The sequence below is a fragment of the Mycobacterium hippophais genome (assembly GCF_027529605.1).
Taxonomy (GTDB): domain Bacteria; phylum Actinomycetota; class Actinomycetes; order Mycobacteriales; family Mycobacteriaceae; genus Mycobacterium; species Mycobacterium arseniciresistens.
The window spans coordinates 952213-968507 of sequence record NZ_JAPZPY010000001.1; the positions used below are offsets into that span (position 1 = coordinate 952213).

The following is a 16295-nucleotide window of genomic DNA, read 5'->3' on the forward strand; positions in this document are numbered from 1 at the left end:
ATGAGTGACCGGGTGGCACTGAGGGCAGGCATCCCGCCGTTCTACGTGATGGACGTCTGGCTGGCCGCCGCGCAACGGCAGCGCTCGCACGGCGACCTGGTGAACCTGTCGGCGGGTCAGCCAAGCGCCGGCGCACCGACGGCGGTGCGCGAGGCGGCCGTGGCCGCACTGCAGGGCAATCAGCTCGGGTACACCGTCGCACTGGGCATCCCGGAACTGCGGGCCGCGATCGCGCAGCGCTACGACGACCGCTACGGCCTTGACGTGCAGCCCGACGACGTGGTGATCACCACCGGCTCGTCGGGCGGCTTCCTGCTGACGTTCCTGGCGTGCTTCGACGTCGGCGACCGGGTGGCGATCGCCAGCCCCGGCTACCCCTGCTACCGCAACATCCTCTCGGCGCTGGGCTGCGAGGTGGTCGAGATCCCGTGCGGGCCGGACACCCGGTTCCAGCCCACCGCCGGCCAGCTCGCCGCACTCGATCCGCCGGTGCAGGGCGTCATCGTGGCCAGCCCCGCCAACCCCACCGGAACGGTGATCGCCCCTGACGAACTCGCGGCCATCGCCTCGTGGTGCGCCGCCTCAGGTGTGCGGCTGATCAGCGACGAGGTGTACCACGGCCTGGTGTACGACGGCGCCCCCGCCACCAGCTGCGCGTGGCAGACGTCTCGGGATGCCGTTGTGGTCAACAGCTTCTCGAAGTACTTCGCGATGACGGGATGGCGGCTCGGCTGGCTGCTGGTGCCCGAGGAACTCCGGCGCGCGGTCGACCGGCTGACGGGCAACTTCACCATCTGCCCGCCCGCGCTGGCCCAGCACGCGGCCGTCGCCGCCTTCACCCCGGGATCGATCGCGGAGTCCGACGGCCTGCTGCGGCACTACGCGGACAACCGGCGGCTGCTGCTCGACGGCCTGCGGCAGATCGGCGTCGACCGGGTCGCACCCACCGACGGCGCGTTCTACGTCTACGCCGACGTGTCCGACCACACCACCGACTCGATGTCGTTCTGTTCGAAGCTGTTGGCGGACACCGGCGTCGCCATCGCACCGGGAATCGACTTCGACACCGTGCACGGCGGCTCGTTCGTCCGGCTCTCGTTCGCCGGGCCCACCGGCGACATCACTGAGGCGCTGCACCGGATCGGGCCGTGGCTGGCCGAACGCTAGGGCTTCTGCTGCGCGTACCACTGCAGCAGCGCCGGGTCGTCGACCGCGCTCGGGTTGACCACCTTCGCCGGATCGGCGCCCTGCAACAGCTTCTTGACCGGCACCTCGAGCTTCTTGCCGGTGCGGGTGTGCGGGATGCCGGGTGCGAGCACGATCTGGTCCGGCACGTGGCGCGGTGAGACGTCGGCCCGGATGGTGTCTTTGATCGTGGCGCGTAGTTCGTCGGTCAGTTCACCGCCGTCGGCGAGGGTGACGAACAGCGGCATCCAGTAGCCGCCGTCGGATTGTTCGACGCCGATCACCAGCGCCTCGGCGATCTCCGGCAGCCCCTCGACGGCCTGGTAGATGTCCGCGCTGCCCATCCGGATCCCGTGCCGGTTGAGGGTGGAATCCGAGCGGCCGTGCACCACGATGCTGCCCCGCTCGGTGCGCGTGATCCAGTCGCCGTGCCGCCACACCCCCGGGTACATCTCGAAATAGGCGTCGCGGTAGCGGCTTCCGTCGTCGTCGTTCCAGAACGACACCGGCATCGACGGCATCGGCTTGGTGATGACGAGCTCGCCGACCTCGCCGCGGACGGGCTGACCGGATTCGTCCCAGGCGTCGAGCGCGACACCGAGGAACGGTGCCGACAGCTCCCCCGGCCACACGGGCACCGTGCGGACCCCGCCGGCGAAGGCCGACACCACGTCGGTGCCGCCACTGATCGACGACACCTGCACGTGCTCACCGACGTTGTCGTGCAACCACATCGACGACGACGCGGGCAGCGACGATCCGGTGATGCCGACCGTCTTGAGCGCCGAGAGGTCGTGGTCCCGCCGAGGCACCGCCCCGGCCTTGGCGCAGGCCAGCACGTAACCGGGGCTGGTGCCGAGCACAGTGACGCCGAAGCGGGCCGCGACCTTCCACAGCGCGTCGGGTGTCGGGCAGGTGGGGCTGCCGTCGTAGCAGATGACGGTCGCCCCCACGAGCAGGCCCGCCACCTGGTAGTTCCACATCATCCAGCTCGGGCTGGTGTACCAGAAGAACACGTCGTCGGCGCCGATGTCGGACTGCAGCGCAACGGCTTTCAGGTGCTCCACCAGAACTCCGCCGTGCCCGTGCACGATGCCCTTCGGCAGGCCGGTGGTGCCCGAGGAGTACAGCACCCACAGCGGGTGGCCGAACTCGACCTGCTCGGTGCTCAGCTCGGCGTCGCCGGGAGCGCTGACGGCGGCCCAGTCCAGCCAGTCGTCGGGGGCGTCGAGACCCAGGCGCGACACCAGGACGGCGGCCTTGCACGTCGGCAGCCCGGCGCGCAGCGCGCTGATCTCGTCGCGTTTGTCGTGCACCTTGCCGTTGAACCGGTAGCCGTCGGCGGCGACCAGCACGGTCGGCTCGAGCTGGCCGAGGCGGTCGAGCGCGGCCCGTGCGGTGTAGTCCTGGCCGCAGGCGCTCCAGACGGCGCCGATGGCCGCGGTCGCCAGGAATGCCACCACGGCCTCGGGGACGTTCGGCAGATACCCCGCGACGCGGTCGCCCGGACCCACACCGAGGTCGCGCAGCGTCTGCGCGAACGCTGCAGCGCGACCCAGGAGTTCGTCCCACGACATCTCGGTGCCGTTGCCGTCCTCGCCGACGTAGATGACGGCGGTGCGGTCGCCGCGCGCCTGCCGCCTGACCTGGTCGACGTAGTTGCAGCGGGTGCCGGCGAACCATTGGGCCCCGGGCATGTCGTCGTCGGCGAGCACCTGGGCCGGTGCGTCGCCCAGCTCGAAGTACTCCCACAACGCAGACCAGAAGCCGGCCAGATCGTCGACCGACCACTGCCACAGCGTCTGGTAGTCGGGCATGTCGCGTCCCGTGCGGGCGGCGACGAACCCGGCGAAGTCGGTGATGGCGGACTCGGCGACGTCCCGGTCGGTGGGCACCCACTGCGGTTCGACCGCATCGGAGACGTCGGTCATCGTGCGCTCCACCCGCCGTCCATCGTGTACGAGGCGCCGGTGACCATGCCGGCCTGCGGGCCGGTGAGCCAACCCACCAGCGAGGCCACCTCGGCGGGTTCGACGAGCCGTTTGATCGCGGCCTCCTTGAGGAGTATCTGTGTCACCACCTCATCCTCGGCGATGCCGTGCGCCTTGGACTGATCGGCTATCTGTTTGGTGACCAGTGGCGTGCGCACATACCCGGGGTCGACGCAGTTGCTGGTCACCCCGCGCGGGCCACCCTCAAGCGCCGTCACCTTCGACAGTCCCTCGAGCGCGTGCTTGGCGGTGACGTAGGCCGATTTGAACTCCGACGCCCGAAGGCCGTGCACCGAGGAGATGTTGACGATCCGCCCGAATCCCCGCTCGTACATGTGCGGCAGCGCCGCGCGGATCAGCAGGAACGGCGCCTCCACCATGAGTGCCAGGATGAAGCGGAACTTCTCGGGCGGGAAGTCGGTGATCGGGCTGACGTGCTGCACACCGGCGTTGTTGACCAGGATGTCGACGTCGAGGGTCAGATCCTCGAGTGCGGTGACATCGGAAAGGTCCACCGCCCAGGCCTTTCCGCCGATCTCGTCGGCGACTGCCTTCGCGGCGACGTCGTCGAGGTCGGCGACGGTGACCGTCGCGCCCCTCGCTGCGAGTTCCCGTGCGCAGGCCGCGCCGATGCCGCTCGCGCCGCCGGTGACCAGGGCGCTGCGCCCGTCGAGATCCGTCATGGGCGGGCGGCCTCGGCTTCCCGGGCGAGGTCCGCGCGGTCGGCCTCGTCGAGGGACTCGAGATCGATGCCCCGGGTCTCCCTCGTGTAGAACACCGCGACCAGGGTGACGGCGCACGCCGCGGCGAGATAGATGGCGACCGGCACCGAGGAGTCGTAGATGTCGAGCAGCTTGACCGCGATCAGCGGCGCGAGCGAACCCGCGACGATCGAGGTGACTTGATAGCCCAGTGACACACCGGAATACCGCATCCGCGTCGGGAACATCTCGGCCATGATCGCCGGCTGCGGAGCGTACATCAGCGCATGGAACACCAGGCCGATGGTGACGGCCGCCGTGACGACCACGTAGTTCGCGCTGTTCATCATCGGGAAGGCGAAGAACCCCCAGGTGGCGCCCGTGATCGCGCCGACCATGTACACCGGCCTGCGGCCGTACCGGTCGGACAACCAGCCGACGAGCGGCACCACCGCGAAGTGCACCATGTGCGCCACCAGCAGGTACCAGAGGATGGACGTGGTATCCGCTCCCACCTGGGTCTTGAGGTAGGTGATGGAGAACGTGACCACCAGGTAGTACATGATGTTCTCGCCGAAGCGCAGGCCCATCGCGGTGAAAACGCCACGCGGGTAACGCTTCAGCACCTCGAGCACGCCGAACGAGGTGGCCTTCACCCGCTCCACCTCCTGCTGGGCGGCGAGGAAGATCGGGGCGTCGGTGACCTTGGTCCTGATGTAGTAGCCGACCAGCACCACGACGGCCGACAGCCAGAACGCCACGCGCCAGCCCCACGACAGGAATGCGGAGTCCGGCAGCGTGGTGGTGAGCACCAGCAGCACCACCGTGGCCAACAGGTTGCCGACCGGCACACCGGCCTGCGGCCAGCTGGCCCAGAATCCACGCTGGCGGTTGGGGCTGTGCTCGGCGACCAGCAGCACCGCACCGCCCCATTCACCGCCGACCGCGAAGCCCTGGATGAACCGCAGCGTCACCAACAGCCCCGGCGCCCAGTAACCGATCTGCCCGTACGTCGGCAGGCAGCCCATCAGGAAGGTCGCCGCGCCGACCAGGATCAGGCTGAACTGCAACAGTTTCTTGCGGCCGTACTTGTCGCCGAAGTGGCCGAACACCACGCCGCCGACCGGCCGCGCCACGAACCCGACCGCGTAGGTCGCGAACGCCAGGAAGATCGCGTTCAGCTCACTGGTGGTCTCGGAGAAGAAGATCTTATTGAACACCAGCGTCGCGGCGGTGCCGTAGAGGAAGAACTCGTACCACTCGACGACCGTGCCGGCCATCGACGCCACGACGACGCGTTTGAGCCCTTGGGTGATCGAGCTCGGAGTAGTGGTGTCCGGCTGTGCCGGTTCCTGCACGCTCATCGCACGCTCCGTTCATGACGCAGGACATATGGAGGCCGCAATGTGACCGACCGCACTCTGCAGGTGAGTATTCATGCACCTCGACCGCGCCGCAATGGTCAAATTCGCAGCTTCGATCTGCAAAACTGCAGACGTGAACGTCCCCGGCCGACGCCCCAGCGCAGACGACCTGCTGGTGCTGCTGGCCGTCGGACGGTCCGGCCGCTACACCACCGCGGCGGAGGAACTCGGGCTCAACCACACCACCATCTCGCGGCGGATCGCCGCACTCGAACAATCGATGGGCGGGCGGGTGCTCACCCGGGTGGCAGGCGGCTGGGAACTCACCGACCTGGGCAGGGCCGCGCTGTCCGCGGCCGAGGCGGTCGAGACGGCGGTGCGCTCACTCGACGCCGACCCCGGTGGCGAGCGGGCCCTCGAGGGCGTGGTGCGCCTGTCGGCGACCGACGGCTTCAGCGCCTACATCGCCGCGCCCGCGGCGGCCCAGGTGCAGCGGCGCCATCCGCGGGTGGCGGTGGAGATCGTCGCGGCCACCCGGCGGGCCACCCAGCAGCGGTCGGGCCTGGACATCGAGGTCGTCGTCGGTGAGCCGCAGGTGCACCGGGCCGAGGCGATCCGGCTCGGCGACTACTGTCTCGGGCTGTACGGCGCGCGCTCCTATCTGGCCGAGCATGGGACGCCCCGCGGCATCGACGCGCTGACCGACTATCCGCTGGTCTACTTCATCGACTCGATGCTCCAGGTCGACGACCTTGACGTGGCCACCAGTTTCGCTCCGGCGATGCGCGAGTCGGTGACGTCGACCAACGTGTTCGTGCACGTCGAGGCGACCCGGGCGGCCGCCGGGCTCGGACTGCTGCCGTGTTTCATGGCCGACCGCCACGACGACCTGGTGCGGGTGCTGCCCGACGCCGTCGCCGTCCGGCTGAGCTACTGGCTGGTGACGCGGGCGGAGACGATGCGCCGGCCCGAGGTCTCGGCCGTGGTGAGCGCGATCCGGGCCCGGGTCACCGAGCAGCGCGACGTGCTGCTGGGTTCGGGCTGACCGACCCTTGCCTCCACGCCGCCAAGCGTGGTGCAGTCAGCCATGCCCTTCCTCGACCACGATCGCGGCCGCGCGTACTACCGGCACTGGGCCGCTGACGAGCCCCGGGCGGCCGTCGTCTTCCTGCACGGCTTCGGCGAGCACACCGGCGTCTACCACCGCTACGGCTTCGCCCTGAATGCCGCGGGCATCGATCTGTGGGCGGTCGATCAGTTCGGTCACGGCCTGAGCCCGGGCGACCGTGGTGACTTCGGCTCGATCGAGGACAGCTCGGCCCTCGCCGATTCGCTGACCGCACTGGCCGCCGAGGCCGGTGTGCCGGTGATCGCGCAGGGCCACTCGTTCGGCGCGATCGTCACCCTGTTCCGCCTGCTGGGCGGTGACGCCCGTGCGGCCGCCGCGGTGATCTCGGGCGCACCGCTCGTGCCCGTCGCCGAACTGCTCGATGCGGACACGTCCGTGCAGCTGGACCCAGATTGGCTGTCGGCCGACCCGTTCTATCTGGATACGCTGGAGAACGATCCGCTCGCGTTCGTCGACGCCGACACCACAGCGCTGGCCCGCGAACTCGACCGCGGCTGGGACAGATTCGGAGCGGACCTCCCAGGCCTCGAGGTGCCGACGCTGGCCGTGCACGGCACCGCCGATCCGATCGCCTCGATCGGCGCGGTCCGGGCGTATGCCGAACAGATCGATCGGCTACAGCTGCAGGAGTTCCCGGGTCGCCACGACATCCTCAACGAGACCGTGCATCGCGAGGTGGCGGCGGTGATCGTCGAGTTCATCGACGCGCAGCTCTGATTGAGTGCGCTACAGCCAGGTGTCGGGGGTGGTGGCGGTGAGGAAGGCCTCGAGGTCGTCGCGCCACTGCGCCGGCGAGTTCTTATCGGGCTCGATGCCGGTGTACTCGCCGCGGTAGAACAGCAGCGGCCGCGGCTTCTTCTTCGGCACCTCGGACAGCGAGTGCACCGCGCCGAACACCACGAAGTGATCGCCACCGTCGTGCACCGAGGCCACCGTGCAGTCGATGTGCGCGAGCGTGCCGTCGATCACCGGCGAGCCGAGCTTCGAGAGCCGCCAGTCGATCCCGGCGAACTTGTCCGGAGCCTTGGACCCGAACCGCGCCGAGACGTCCTTCTGCTTCTCGTGCAGCACATTGACGCAGAACTTGCCGCTCGCCTCGATCGCCTGCCACGACCGCGACACCTTCGTGGGGCAGAACAGCACCAGCGGCGGGTCGAGCGACAGCGCCGCGAAGGACTGGCACGCGAAGCCGATCGGCTCGTCGTCGTGCACCGTCGTGATGATCGTGATGCCGGTGCAGAACTGGCCGAGCACATGCCGGAATGTGCGCGGGTCGATGGGCTCGGCGGCCATCAGTGTCCTCGGCTCTTCGCGCGGACGCTCATCGCGACTTGAAGCCGACGCTGAAGTCGTGCCCCCACAGACTGACCGCGGTGCTCTCGCGAGCGATCCACGTGGCGTCATCCTCCACTTCGAGTCCCTCGCAACCGAACTCGACATCGAAGCCGCCGGGGGTCTTCATGTAGAACGAGAGCATCTTGTCGTTGACGTGCCGCCCCAGGGTCGCCGACATCTTGACCTTGCGCCGCAGCGCCCGGTCCAGGCACAGGCCCACGTCGTCGGCGTTCTCGACCTCGACCATCAGATGCACGATGCCGCTTGGGGTCTCGCCGGGCATGAACGCCAGGCTGTGATGCCGCGGGTTCACCCCGAGGAACCGCAGCCACGCCGGCGCGCCGTCAGCGGGACGGCCGACCAGCTGCGGTGGCAGTCGCATCGAGTCGCGCAGATGGAAGCCGAGCACATCGCGGTAGAAGTGCAGCGTCTCGGCGTCGTCGCGGGTGGTCAGCACCACGTGGCCGAGCCCTTGCTCCTCGGTGACGAACTTGTGGCCGTACGGGCTCACGACACGGCGATGCTCGAGAGCAACGCCGTGGAACACCTCGATGGTGTTGCCCGACGGGTCGTCGAAGACGATCATCTCGTCGACGCGACGGTCGGCGAGTTCGGCGGCCGTGGCCTCCTTGTACGGCGTCCCCTCGATGTCGAGACGGTTGCGGATGTCCTGCAGCGCAGCGGCGTTCGCGGTCTCCCAACCCGACGACAGCAGCCGGTCACGGTCACCGGGCACGATCACCATGCGGGCCGGGAACTCGTCCATCCGCAGGTAGAGCGCGCCCTCGGTGGGGCCCTTGCCCTCGACCATGCCGAGCACCTTCAACGCGTACTCGCGCCAGGCGCCGACGTCGGCGCTCTCGATGCGCAGGTACCCCAGAGAACGGATGCTCATCGTGTACCTCCCAGGAAGTCGATGGTGAGCTTGTTGAATTCGTCGAACTTCTCCAGCTGGGCCCAGTGGCCGCACTGCCCGAAGACGTGCAGCTGCACCCGGGGGATCTGCTTGAGCGCCACCAGGGCGCCGTCGAGCGGATTGACCCGGTCCTCCCGGCCCCAGATCAGCAGGACCGGCTGCCGCAGCTTGTACACCTCGCGCCACATCATGCCGAGCTCGAAGTCCGCCCCGGCGAACGACTTCCCCATCGCCCGGGCGGCGGCCAGCGACTCCGGCTGGCTCGCGATCTCGAACCGCTCGTCGACCAGCTCCGGCGTCACCATCTTCTGATCGAAGACCATGATTCGCAGGAAGCGCTCCATGTTCTCGCGGGTGGGGTCCGCGGTGAAGCGGCCCAGGAGCTTGACGCCCTCGGTGGGATCGGGGGCGAACAGGTTGACGCTCAGACCCCCGGGCCCCATCAGCACCAGCCGGCCCGCCCGCTTCGGATTGTCCAGCGCGAAGCGCACGGCGGTGCCGCCGCCGAGCGAGTTGCCCACCAGCGCTGCGCGTTCGATGCCGAGGTGGTCGAACAGACCGAGCAGCGCGTTGGCGCTGTAGCGGTTGTACTGCTCGTGCTCGGTGTGCTTGCTCGAGTGGCCGTAGCCCGGCTGGTCGACGGCCAGGACGTGGAAGTGCCTGGCCAGCACCGCGATGTTGCGGCCGAAGTTCGACCAGCTCGACGCGCCGGGTCCGCCGCCGTGCAGCAGCACGATCGTCTCGCCGTTGCCGACGCCCGCCTCGTGGTAGTGCAGCTTCATGTCGTCGGCCACCTGCGCGTACCGCGACGTCGACTCGAAGGTGACCTCGGCCTGCGTCTCGACCTGTTTGATGTACGACGTCATTTAGACCATCGTGTCCTGCGGCGGCAGCCCGAATGCGTCGTTGCCGAAGATCAGGTAGGCACGCTCGGGCTCATTGGCGGCGTGCACTCGGCCGGCGTGTGCGTCGCGCCAGAATCGCTGGACGGGCTGGTCGAGATTGAGCGCGGTGGCGCCCGACGCCTCGAAGAGCAGGTCGATCGACGCGATGGCGCGGGCGGTGGCGCGCACCTGGTCGCGGCGGGCCCTGGCGCGCAGCTCGAACGGGATGTCCTGGCCGGCCTGCAGCAGCTGGTACTCGTCGCGGACGTTGCCGATCAGCTGACGCCAGCCGGCGTCGATGTCGCTGGCGGCCTCGGCGATGCGGATCTTGGCGAACGGGTCGTCCTTGGACTTCTCGCCCGCGAACGCCGCACGCACGCGTTTGCCCTGATGCTCGACGTGCGCGTCGTAGGCGCCGTAGGCCATTCCCATGATGGGCGCGCTGATCGTGGTGGGATGCATGGTGCCCCACGGCATCTTGTAGACCGGCGCGGTGTTGTTCTCGTAGCCGCCCGCGGTGCCGTCGTTCATCGCCCGATACGACAGGAACCGGTGACGCGGGACGAAGACGTCCTTGACCACGACGGTGTTGCTGCCGGTGCCCTTGAGCCCCACCACATTCCAGACGTCGTCGATGCGGTAGTCGCTGCGCGGGATCAGGAAGCTGCCGAAGTCGACCGGCCTGCCGTCCTTGATCACCGGGCCGCCGAGGAACGCCCAGGTGGCATGGTCACATCCGGACGACCACTGCCACGCACCGCTGACCAGGTAGCCGCCGTCGACCACGGTGCCCGCACCCATCGGGGCGTACGACGAGGACACCCGAACGGTCGGGTCGCTGCCCCACACCTCGTCCTGGGCCTGCTGGTCGAACAGCGCCAGATGCCAGTTGTGCACGCCGATGATCGAGCTCACCCAGCCGGTGGATCCGCATGCGCTGGCGATCCGCCGGACGGCCTCGTAGAAGGCGGTCGGGTCGCACTGCAGGCCGCCCCACTGCTCGGGTTGCAGCAGCTTGAAGAAGCCGACCTCGTCGAGTTCGTTGATCGTCTCGTCGGGGAGGCGCCGTAATTCCTCGGCGGATTGGGCGCGCTTGGCGATCAGCGGCAGCAGATCGTCGATGCCGGCTAGGACCGACTGCACGTCACGCTGTTCAATGGACGTCACTGGAGTGCCTCCCGGAAGTAGGGCTGGACAAAGATTAGAACACGTTACGATTTGTGTCGAGCAGCGTATTCCTGTGGCGGCTGGACCTGCGCACATGCATTTCTGTAACCTGTTCTAATTCTACGCGACGGAAGGGTTGAGGCGACGTGACCGACGAGCCGCTCGGCAGCCACGTGCTCGAGCTCGAAGTGGCCGACGTGGTCGAGGAGACCGCCGACGCGCGTTCGTTGGTGTTCAAGGTGCCAGACGGGCCCGGTGACCCGGAGATTCCCGCCGAGCGGCTGCGCTACGCGCCGGGGCAGTTCCTGACCCTTCGGGTGCCCAGCGACCGCACCGGTTCCGTCGCCCGCTGCTACTCGCTGTGCAGCTCGCCGTTCACCGACGATCCGCTGACCGTGACGGTCAAGCGCACCGCCGACGGCTACGCGTCGAACTGGCTGTGCGATCACGCGCACCCCGGCATGAAGCTGCACGTGCTGGCGCCGTCGGGCACGTTCGTGCCCAAGACACTGGACGGCGACTTCCTGTTGCTCGCCGCGGGCAGCGGGATCACGCCGATGCTGGCGATCCTGAAGTCGGCGCTGGTGAAGGGCAACGGCAAGGTGGTCCTGCTCTACGCGAACCGCGACGAGAAGTCGGTGATCTTCGGTGGCGCGCTGCGCGACCTGGCGGCCGAGTACACCGACCGGTTGACCGTCGTGCACTGGCTCGAGACCGTGCAGGGCCTGCCCGATCCTGGCGCGCTGGCCGGCCTCATCGCGCCGTACGCCGGCCACGACGCGTACATCTGCGGGCCCGGACCGTTCATGACCGCCGCCGAGAAGGCCCTGCGCAGCGCGGGCACCGCCGACAACCGCATCCACCTCGAGGTGTTCAAGTCGCTCGAATCCGACCCGTTCGCCGCGGTGGTGATCGAGGCCGACGACAGCGACGAGGGCCCCGCCACCGCGGTGGTGACGCTCGACGGCGCCACCCACGAGGTGACGTGGCCGCGCAAGGCCAAGCTGCTCGACGTCCTGCTCGACAAGGGACTCGACGCGCCGTTCTCCTGCCGCGAGGGCCACTGCGGCGCCTGCGCGGTGCTCAAGAAGAGCGGGGACGTCGAGATGCCGATCAACGACGTGCTCGAGCAGTCCGATCTCGACGAGGGCCTGATCCTGGGATGCCAGGCGCTGCCGCGGTCGGAATCGGTTGAAGTCACTTACGACGAGTAGCGAAGGGCTATCATTCGCCGCACCGAAGGGAACAACGTGACCAAGCGATTGACAGTCTGGCTGGCGGGGATATCGGCGTTGATGTTCATCACACCGAATCCGGCCGCATCCGCTGCGATCGACACGGCCCACTCCTCTATTCCGGTGAACCCCACCACCACGCTCGAGATGCACGTCACCGCGAACTGCATTGCGGCCGAATCGAACTGCCTGTGGAACACTGCCGCCAACCTGCGCGCCCCCGAGGGTGTGATCGGGTTTCCCGGCGACGCCTACGGCCGCCAGACCACGACGGTGCGAACCATGGACCGCGGGGTCTGGGTCGAGACTCAGTTCGTTTCGCCGAACACCCGGCTGTTCAAGTCGCAGACTTACGTCGAGTTGTCGACGGTTTACTTCGGCGGCGGGCCGCCCGAGAAGTTCACTGTGCAGGGCAACACCTGGCCCACGGACTGGCGGACGGGACAGCACAGGAACGACGTCCCGCTGATCGTGTGCGCCCACATCCAAGTCGTGTACGCAGGCGTCAACTTGACGTCGCCGGACGCCTGCGCGCAGGCCTCGTTCAACTAGCGCGGCAGGCCCAGCAGGCGCTCCCCGGCGAGCGTCAGCAGGATCTGCTCCGTGCCGCCCGCGATGGTCAGGCAGCGGGTGTTGAGGAAGTCGAACACCTGGGGGCTGTGCACGGCGCCGGCACCCTCTGACAGGTCCATCTTGAACTCCGCCAGCGCCTGACGGTGCCGCACCCCGATCAGCTTGCGCACACTGGACTGCGGACCGGGATCCTGACCGCCCACCGCGAGTTGGGCGATCCGTTGGTCGAGCAGCGCGCCGATCTGGGCGGACAGGATCAGGGTGCCGAGGCGGTCCTGCTCGGCGACGTCGAGGTCGATTTCGGTGACGGTGCGCAGCAATTCCTCCATCGGATTGCCCAGCGCGGTGCCCGCGGCCATCGCGACGCGCTCGTTGGCGAGGGTGGTGCGCGCCAGTCGCCAGCCGTCGTTGACCGAGCCGACCACCATCTCGTCGGGCACGAACACGTCGTCGAAGAACACCTCGTTGAACAGTTCGTCGCCGGTGATCTCACGCAGCGGCCGGATCACGATGCCGGGCGAGGCCATGTCGACGAGGAAGTAGGTGATGCCCTTGTGTTTCGGAGCGTCGGGATCGGTGCGCGCCAGGCAGACTCCCCACTGCGCCCGGTGTGCCGAGGACGTCCACACCTTCTGCCCCGTCAGCTTCCAACCACCCTCGGCGCGAACGGCTTTGGTGCGCAAGGCCGCGAGGTCGGAGCCGGCGCCCGGCTCGGAGAACAACTGGCACCAGATCAGCTCGCCACTCAGGGTGGGCGGCACGAACCGCTCGACCTGCTCGGGGGTGCCGTGCTCGAGGATCGTGGGAGCCGCCCACCAGCCGATGACCAGGTCGGGCCGGTCGACCCCGGCCGCGGCCAGCTCCTGGTCGATGAGCAGCTGCTCGGCCGGACCGGCCCCGCGCCCGTGCGGTGGCGGCCAGTGCGGCGCTTGCAGGCCGGCCTCGGCGAGCGCGGCCTGCCGCCGGTCCTGCGGCAGCGCGGCGACGTCGGCCACGGCGGAGGCGATCTCGGCGCGCAGGTGCTCCACCGAGTCGAGGTCGATGCGCAGCCGGCGCCGGACGCCCTGCTGGGTGAGGGTGGCGACGCGCCGCAGCCAGCGCGGCCGCCCGCCAAGGAACTGCGAGATGCCGTACGCGCGACGCAGATACAGGTGCGCGTCGTGTTCCCAGGTGATGCCGATGCCGCCCAGCACCTGGATGCCGTCCTTGGCGTTGGCCTTGGCCGACTCGATGCCGGTGGCGGCCGCCACGGCTGCGGCGATCGACAGCTGGTCGTCGTCGGACTCCGCCGCGGCCCGAGCCGCGTCCGCCGCGGCCACCGACGCCTGCTCCGAGCGCAACAGCATCTCGGCGCACATGTGCTTGATGGCCTGGAAGCTGCCGATCGGCTTGCCGAACTGCTCGCGCACCTTGGCGTAGTCGGTGGCGGTGCGCAGCAGCCAGTGGGCAAGGCCCGCGGCCTCGGCCGCCAGCACCGTCGCGGCCAGGTCGGCGAACCGTCGCGCCGAGACCGGCAGTTCGGTCGCCGGTGCGCCGTCGAGCGCCACCCGCGCCAGCGGACGGGAGAAGTCGGTCGGCGTCAGCGGTTCCACCGTCACGCCGTCCGCCCCGGCGTCGATCAGCAGCACCTTGTCGCCCGCGGAGAGCAGCAGCAGGCCGGCCGGATCGGCGCCGAGCACGTAGCCCGCGGCGCCGGAGACCCGGTTCCCGTCCACCCGCACGTCGGTGTCCAGCGCGACGCCCGCGGTGCGTTCACCCGTCATCAGCGCCTCGAGCCACTCATCGGGCGCGACGAGTGTGGCCAGCGCCGTCGTGGCGACCGGTCCCGGCACCAGCGCGGCCGCCGCCTCCTCGACCATCGCGCACAGGTCGGCGATCGTGCCGCCGGCGCCACCGAGGTCTTCGTCGACCGCCACACCGAAGATGCCTAGTTCGGCCAGGCCTGCGTACGGGGCCTTCCAGGCGTCGCGGTCGCCCTGCTCCACGTCGCGGGCAGCGCTCACCGCATTCGAGCCGGCGGCCCAGCTCCGCACCAGTTCACGGGCAGCGGACTGCTCGTCGGTGCCGGACTCCGACCCCGACATGACCGACTGGGTCATCTACCGGCCTCCTAGCCTAGGGCGAGAAGGACATGCTTCTCACTAGAACGTGTTCTAATGGTGCCAGCGTTCGACCGTCAAGTCGACCGGCATCACAGCAGGACAGGTCGCTGCTGCAGCGGCACTGAGGTGAGAAAATGGGGTTGGGCATGCGTATCGTTTCAGGTGGATACGCAGGATGAAGGAGTTTTCCGCTGCATGTCGTCGCCAGCACAATCTTCGGGCTCGGACTCGCGGCCACGTGAGGTGATGAACGTGTCGGTCCTCGCGGAATCCGAACTCGGCTCCGAAGCGCAGCGGGAGCGGCGCAAGCGCATCCTCGACGCGACCCTGGCCATCGCCTCCAAGGGCGGCTACGAAGCCGTGCAGATGCGCGCCGTCGCCGAACGCGCCGACGTCGCCGTCGGCACCCTGTACCGCTACTTCCCCTCGAAGGTGCACCTGCTCGTCTCGGCGCTCGGCCGGGAGTTCGAGCGCATCGACGCCAAGACCGACCGCGCCGCCCTGTCGGGTGGGACTCCCTACCAGCGGCTCAACTTCATGGTCGGCAAGCTCAACCGCGCCATGCAGCGCAACCCGCTGCTGACCGAGGCGATGACGCGCGCGTTCGTGTTCGCCGACGCGTCGGCCGCCGGTGAGGTCGACCATGTCGGCAAGCTGATGGACTCGATGTTCGCCCGCGCGATGAGCGACGGCGAACCCACCGAGGACCAGTACCACATCGCCCGCGTGATCTCCGACGTGTGGCTGTCGAACCTGCTGGCCTGGCTGACCCGCCGGGCATCGGCCACCGACGTGAGCAAGCGGCTGGACCTCGCGGTGCGGCTGCTGATCGGCGACGGGGACCACCCCAAGATCTGAGCGAAGCGGCCGGGGGAATGATGGTCCGGCGGGCAGGAGCGAAGCGACCGGGGGAATGATGGTCGGTGTGCTCCCTGACGACCTGACCCGCGCGCTCGACGGCCTCGCAGCCACACCCCGCCTGCTCGTCGTCTCCGATTTCGACGGGACGCTGGCGCCGATCGTCAGCGATCCGTCCGCCGCCCGCGCCCTGCCCGCCTCCGCCGAGGCGCTGACCGCGCTGGCCGACCTCCCCGACACCGACGCGGCCCTGGTGTCCGGTCGGGCGCTGGGTGTGCTGCGCGAGCTGTCGGCGATGCCCGCGGCGGTGCACCTGGTGGGCAGTCACGGCGCGGAGTTCGACACCGGCGGGCAGGAGCGCAGCGACTCGGGGAATGTCACCGGCTTCACCCATGATGTGGACGAGGAACTGCTGGCACGGATCGTCGCCGAACTGCGCGAGATCGCGGCGGACCGGCCGGGGGTGACGGTGGAGACCAAGCCGGCGAGCGTGGCGCTGCATGTGCGCAACGCGAGCCCTGCCGACGGTGAGGCCGCACTCGCCGCCGCGAAGGAGGCGGCCACCGCCTGGGATGCGCAGGCCACCGCAGGCAAGGCCGTGCTCGAGTTCGCGGTGATCTCCACCGACAAGGGCGAGGCCGTCGACATCCTTCGTGAGCAGACCGGTGCGTCGGCGGTGATCTTCCTCGGCGACGACGTCACCGACGAGAAGGCCTTCCGCCGGATGCGCGACGGCGACGTCGGGGTGAAGGTCGGGCCGGGCGAGTCGCTGGCGGTCTACCGGGTCGACGCACCCGAGGACGTCGCGGAGGCGCTCGGGTACCTGCTGGCCGCGCGGCGCGGCTGAAAACGGTT

15 protein-coding genes are annotated in these 16295 nt (G+C 69.1%); 7 read left to right on the forward strand and 8 right to left on the reverse strand.

From position 1 onward, the window contains the following. Entirely contained in the window at window positions 1-1167 is a 1167-nt protein-coding gene (locus tag O6P37_RS04785; protein ID WP_269892959.1) for a pyridoxal phosphate-dependent aminotransferase, read from the forward strand. Here O6P37_RS04785 and O6P37_RS04790 read toward each other — a convergent pair. From O6P37_RS04790 to O6P37_RS04800, 3 genes are read right to left on the reverse strand one after another with little or no spacing between them, the layout of a single operon-like run. Next, window positions 1164-3116 (reverse strand): acetoacetate--CoA ligase, encoded by a 1953-nt coding sequence (locus O6P37_RS04790; protein WP_269892960.1) that lies wholly within the window; start codon window positions 3114-3116, stop codon window positions 1164-1166. The two genes, O6P37_RS04785 and O6P37_RS04790, sit on opposite strands and share 4 nt — an antisense overlap. Then, window positions 3113-3859, reverse strand: coding sequence for a 3-hydroxybutyrate dehydrogenase (locus O6P37_RS04795; protein ID WP_269892961.1), 747 nt, complete (start codon window positions 3857-3859; stop codon window positions 3113-3115). Before O6P37_RS04795 ends, O6P37_RS04790 begins: the two co-directional genes overlap by 4 nt. Continuing rightward, the gene (locus tag O6P37_RS04800; RefSeq protein WP_269892962.1) at window positions 3856-5241 is read right to left on the reverse strand and encodes an MFS transporter; all 1386 of its coding nucleotides are present in this window, start codon (window positions 5239-5241) and stop codon (window positions 3856-3858) included. The genes O6P37_RS04795 and O6P37_RS04800 overlap by 4 nt, the downstream gene beginning before the upstream one ends. Window positions 5242-5335: 94 nt before the next feature. Between O6P37_RS04800 and O6P37_RS04805 the strand changes: the two genes are divergently transcribed. Together O6P37_RS04805 and O6P37_RS04810 are read left to right on the forward strand one after the other, a co-directional pair. Continuing rightward, window positions 5336-6286: a LysR family transcriptional regulator gene (locus O6P37_RS04805; RefSeq protein WP_269893172.1), complete on the forward strand. Its 951-nt coding sequence runs from the start codon at window positions 5336-5338 to the stop codon at window positions 6284-6286. 42 nt (window positions 6287-6328) lie between these two features. Then, window positions 6329-7087, forward strand: coding sequence for an alpha/beta fold hydrolase (locus tag O6P37_RS04810; RefSeq protein WP_269892963.1), 759 nt, complete (start codon window positions 6329-6331; stop codon window positions 7085-7087). Between the two features lie 9 nt (window positions 7088-7096). Here the strand turns inward: O6P37_RS04810 and hsaB are convergent, their stop codons facing one another. Genes hsaB through hsaA form a run of 4 tightly spaced genes read right to left on the reverse strand, consistent with a single transcriptional unit; the run spans window position 7097 to window position 10672 of the window. Next, window positions 7097-7663: a 3-hydroxy-9,10-secoandrosta-1,3,5(10)-triene-9,17-dione monooxygenase reductase subunit gene (gene hsaB, locus O6P37_RS04815; protein WP_269892964.1), complete on the reverse strand. Its 567-nt coding sequence runs from the start codon at window positions 7661-7663 to the stop codon at window positions 7097-7099. A 28-nt stretch (window positions 7664-7691) separates the two neighbouring features. Continuing rightward, window positions 7692-8600, reverse strand: coding sequence for an iron-dependent extradiol dioxygenase HsaC (hsaC, locus tag O6P37_RS04820; protein WP_269892965.1), 909 nt, complete (start codon window positions 8598-8600; stop codon window positions 7692-7694). After that, window positions 8597-9487, reverse strand: a complete 891-nt coding sequence (gene hsaD / locus O6P37_RS04825; RefSeq protein ID WP_269892966.1) for a 4,5:9,10-diseco-3-hydroxy-5,9,17-trioxoandrosta-1(10),2-diene-4-oate hydrolase — start codon at window positions 9485-9487, stop codon at window positions 8597-8599. The genes hsaC and hsaD overlap by 4 nt, the downstream gene beginning before the upstream one ends. Next, window positions 9488-10672 (reverse strand): 3-hydroxy-9,10-secoandrosta-1,3,5(10)-triene-9,17-dione monooxygenase oxygenase subunit, encoded by a 1185-nt coding sequence (gene hsaA, locus O6P37_RS04830; RefSeq protein ID WP_269892967.1) that lies wholly within the window; start codon window positions 10670-10672, stop codon window positions 9488-9490. A gap of 146 nt (window positions 10673-10818) precedes the next feature. Between hsaA and O6P37_RS04835 the strand changes: the two genes are divergently transcribed. Further along, on the forward strand, window positions 10819-11886 hold the full coding sequence (locus O6P37_RS04835; RefSeq protein ID WP_269892968.1) for a ferredoxin--NADP reductase: 1068 nt from the start codon (window positions 10819-10821) through the stop codon (window positions 11884-11886). 36 nt (window positions 11887-11922) lie between these two features. Continuing rightward, window positions 11923-12459 (forward strand): hypothetical protein, encoded by a 537-nt coding sequence (locus O6P37_RS04840; protein ID WP_332909774.1) that lies wholly within the window; start codon window positions 11923-11925, stop codon window positions 12457-12459. Here the strand turns inward: O6P37_RS04840 and O6P37_RS04845 are convergent. Beyond that, complete coding sequence (locus O6P37_RS04845) at window positions 12456-14564, reverse strand: acyl-CoA dehydrogenase (protein WP_408633112.1); 2109 nt, start codon at window positions 14562-14564, stop codon at window positions 12456-12458. The two genes, O6P37_RS04840 and O6P37_RS04845, sit on opposite strands and share 4 nt — an antisense overlap. A gap of 270 nt (window positions 14565-14834) precedes the next feature. On the opposite strand from O6P37_RS04845, the gene kstR reads away from it, so the two are divergent. Together kstR and otsB are read left to right on the forward strand one after the other, a co-directional pair. Then, a complete protein-coding gene (kstR, locus tag O6P37_RS04850; protein ID WP_264014724.1) occupies window positions 14835-15440 on the forward strand; it encodes a cholesterol catabolism transcriptional regulator KstR in 606 nt (201 codons plus the stop codon). A gap of 58 nt (window positions 15441-15498) precedes the next feature. After that, the gene (gene otsB / locus O6P37_RS04855; RefSeq protein ID WP_269892970.1) at window positions 15499-16287 is read left to right on the forward strand and encodes a trehalose-phosphatase; all 789 of its coding nucleotides are present in this window, start codon (window positions 15499-15501) and stop codon (window positions 16285-16287) included. Window positions 16288-16295: the final 8 nt, after the last annotated feature.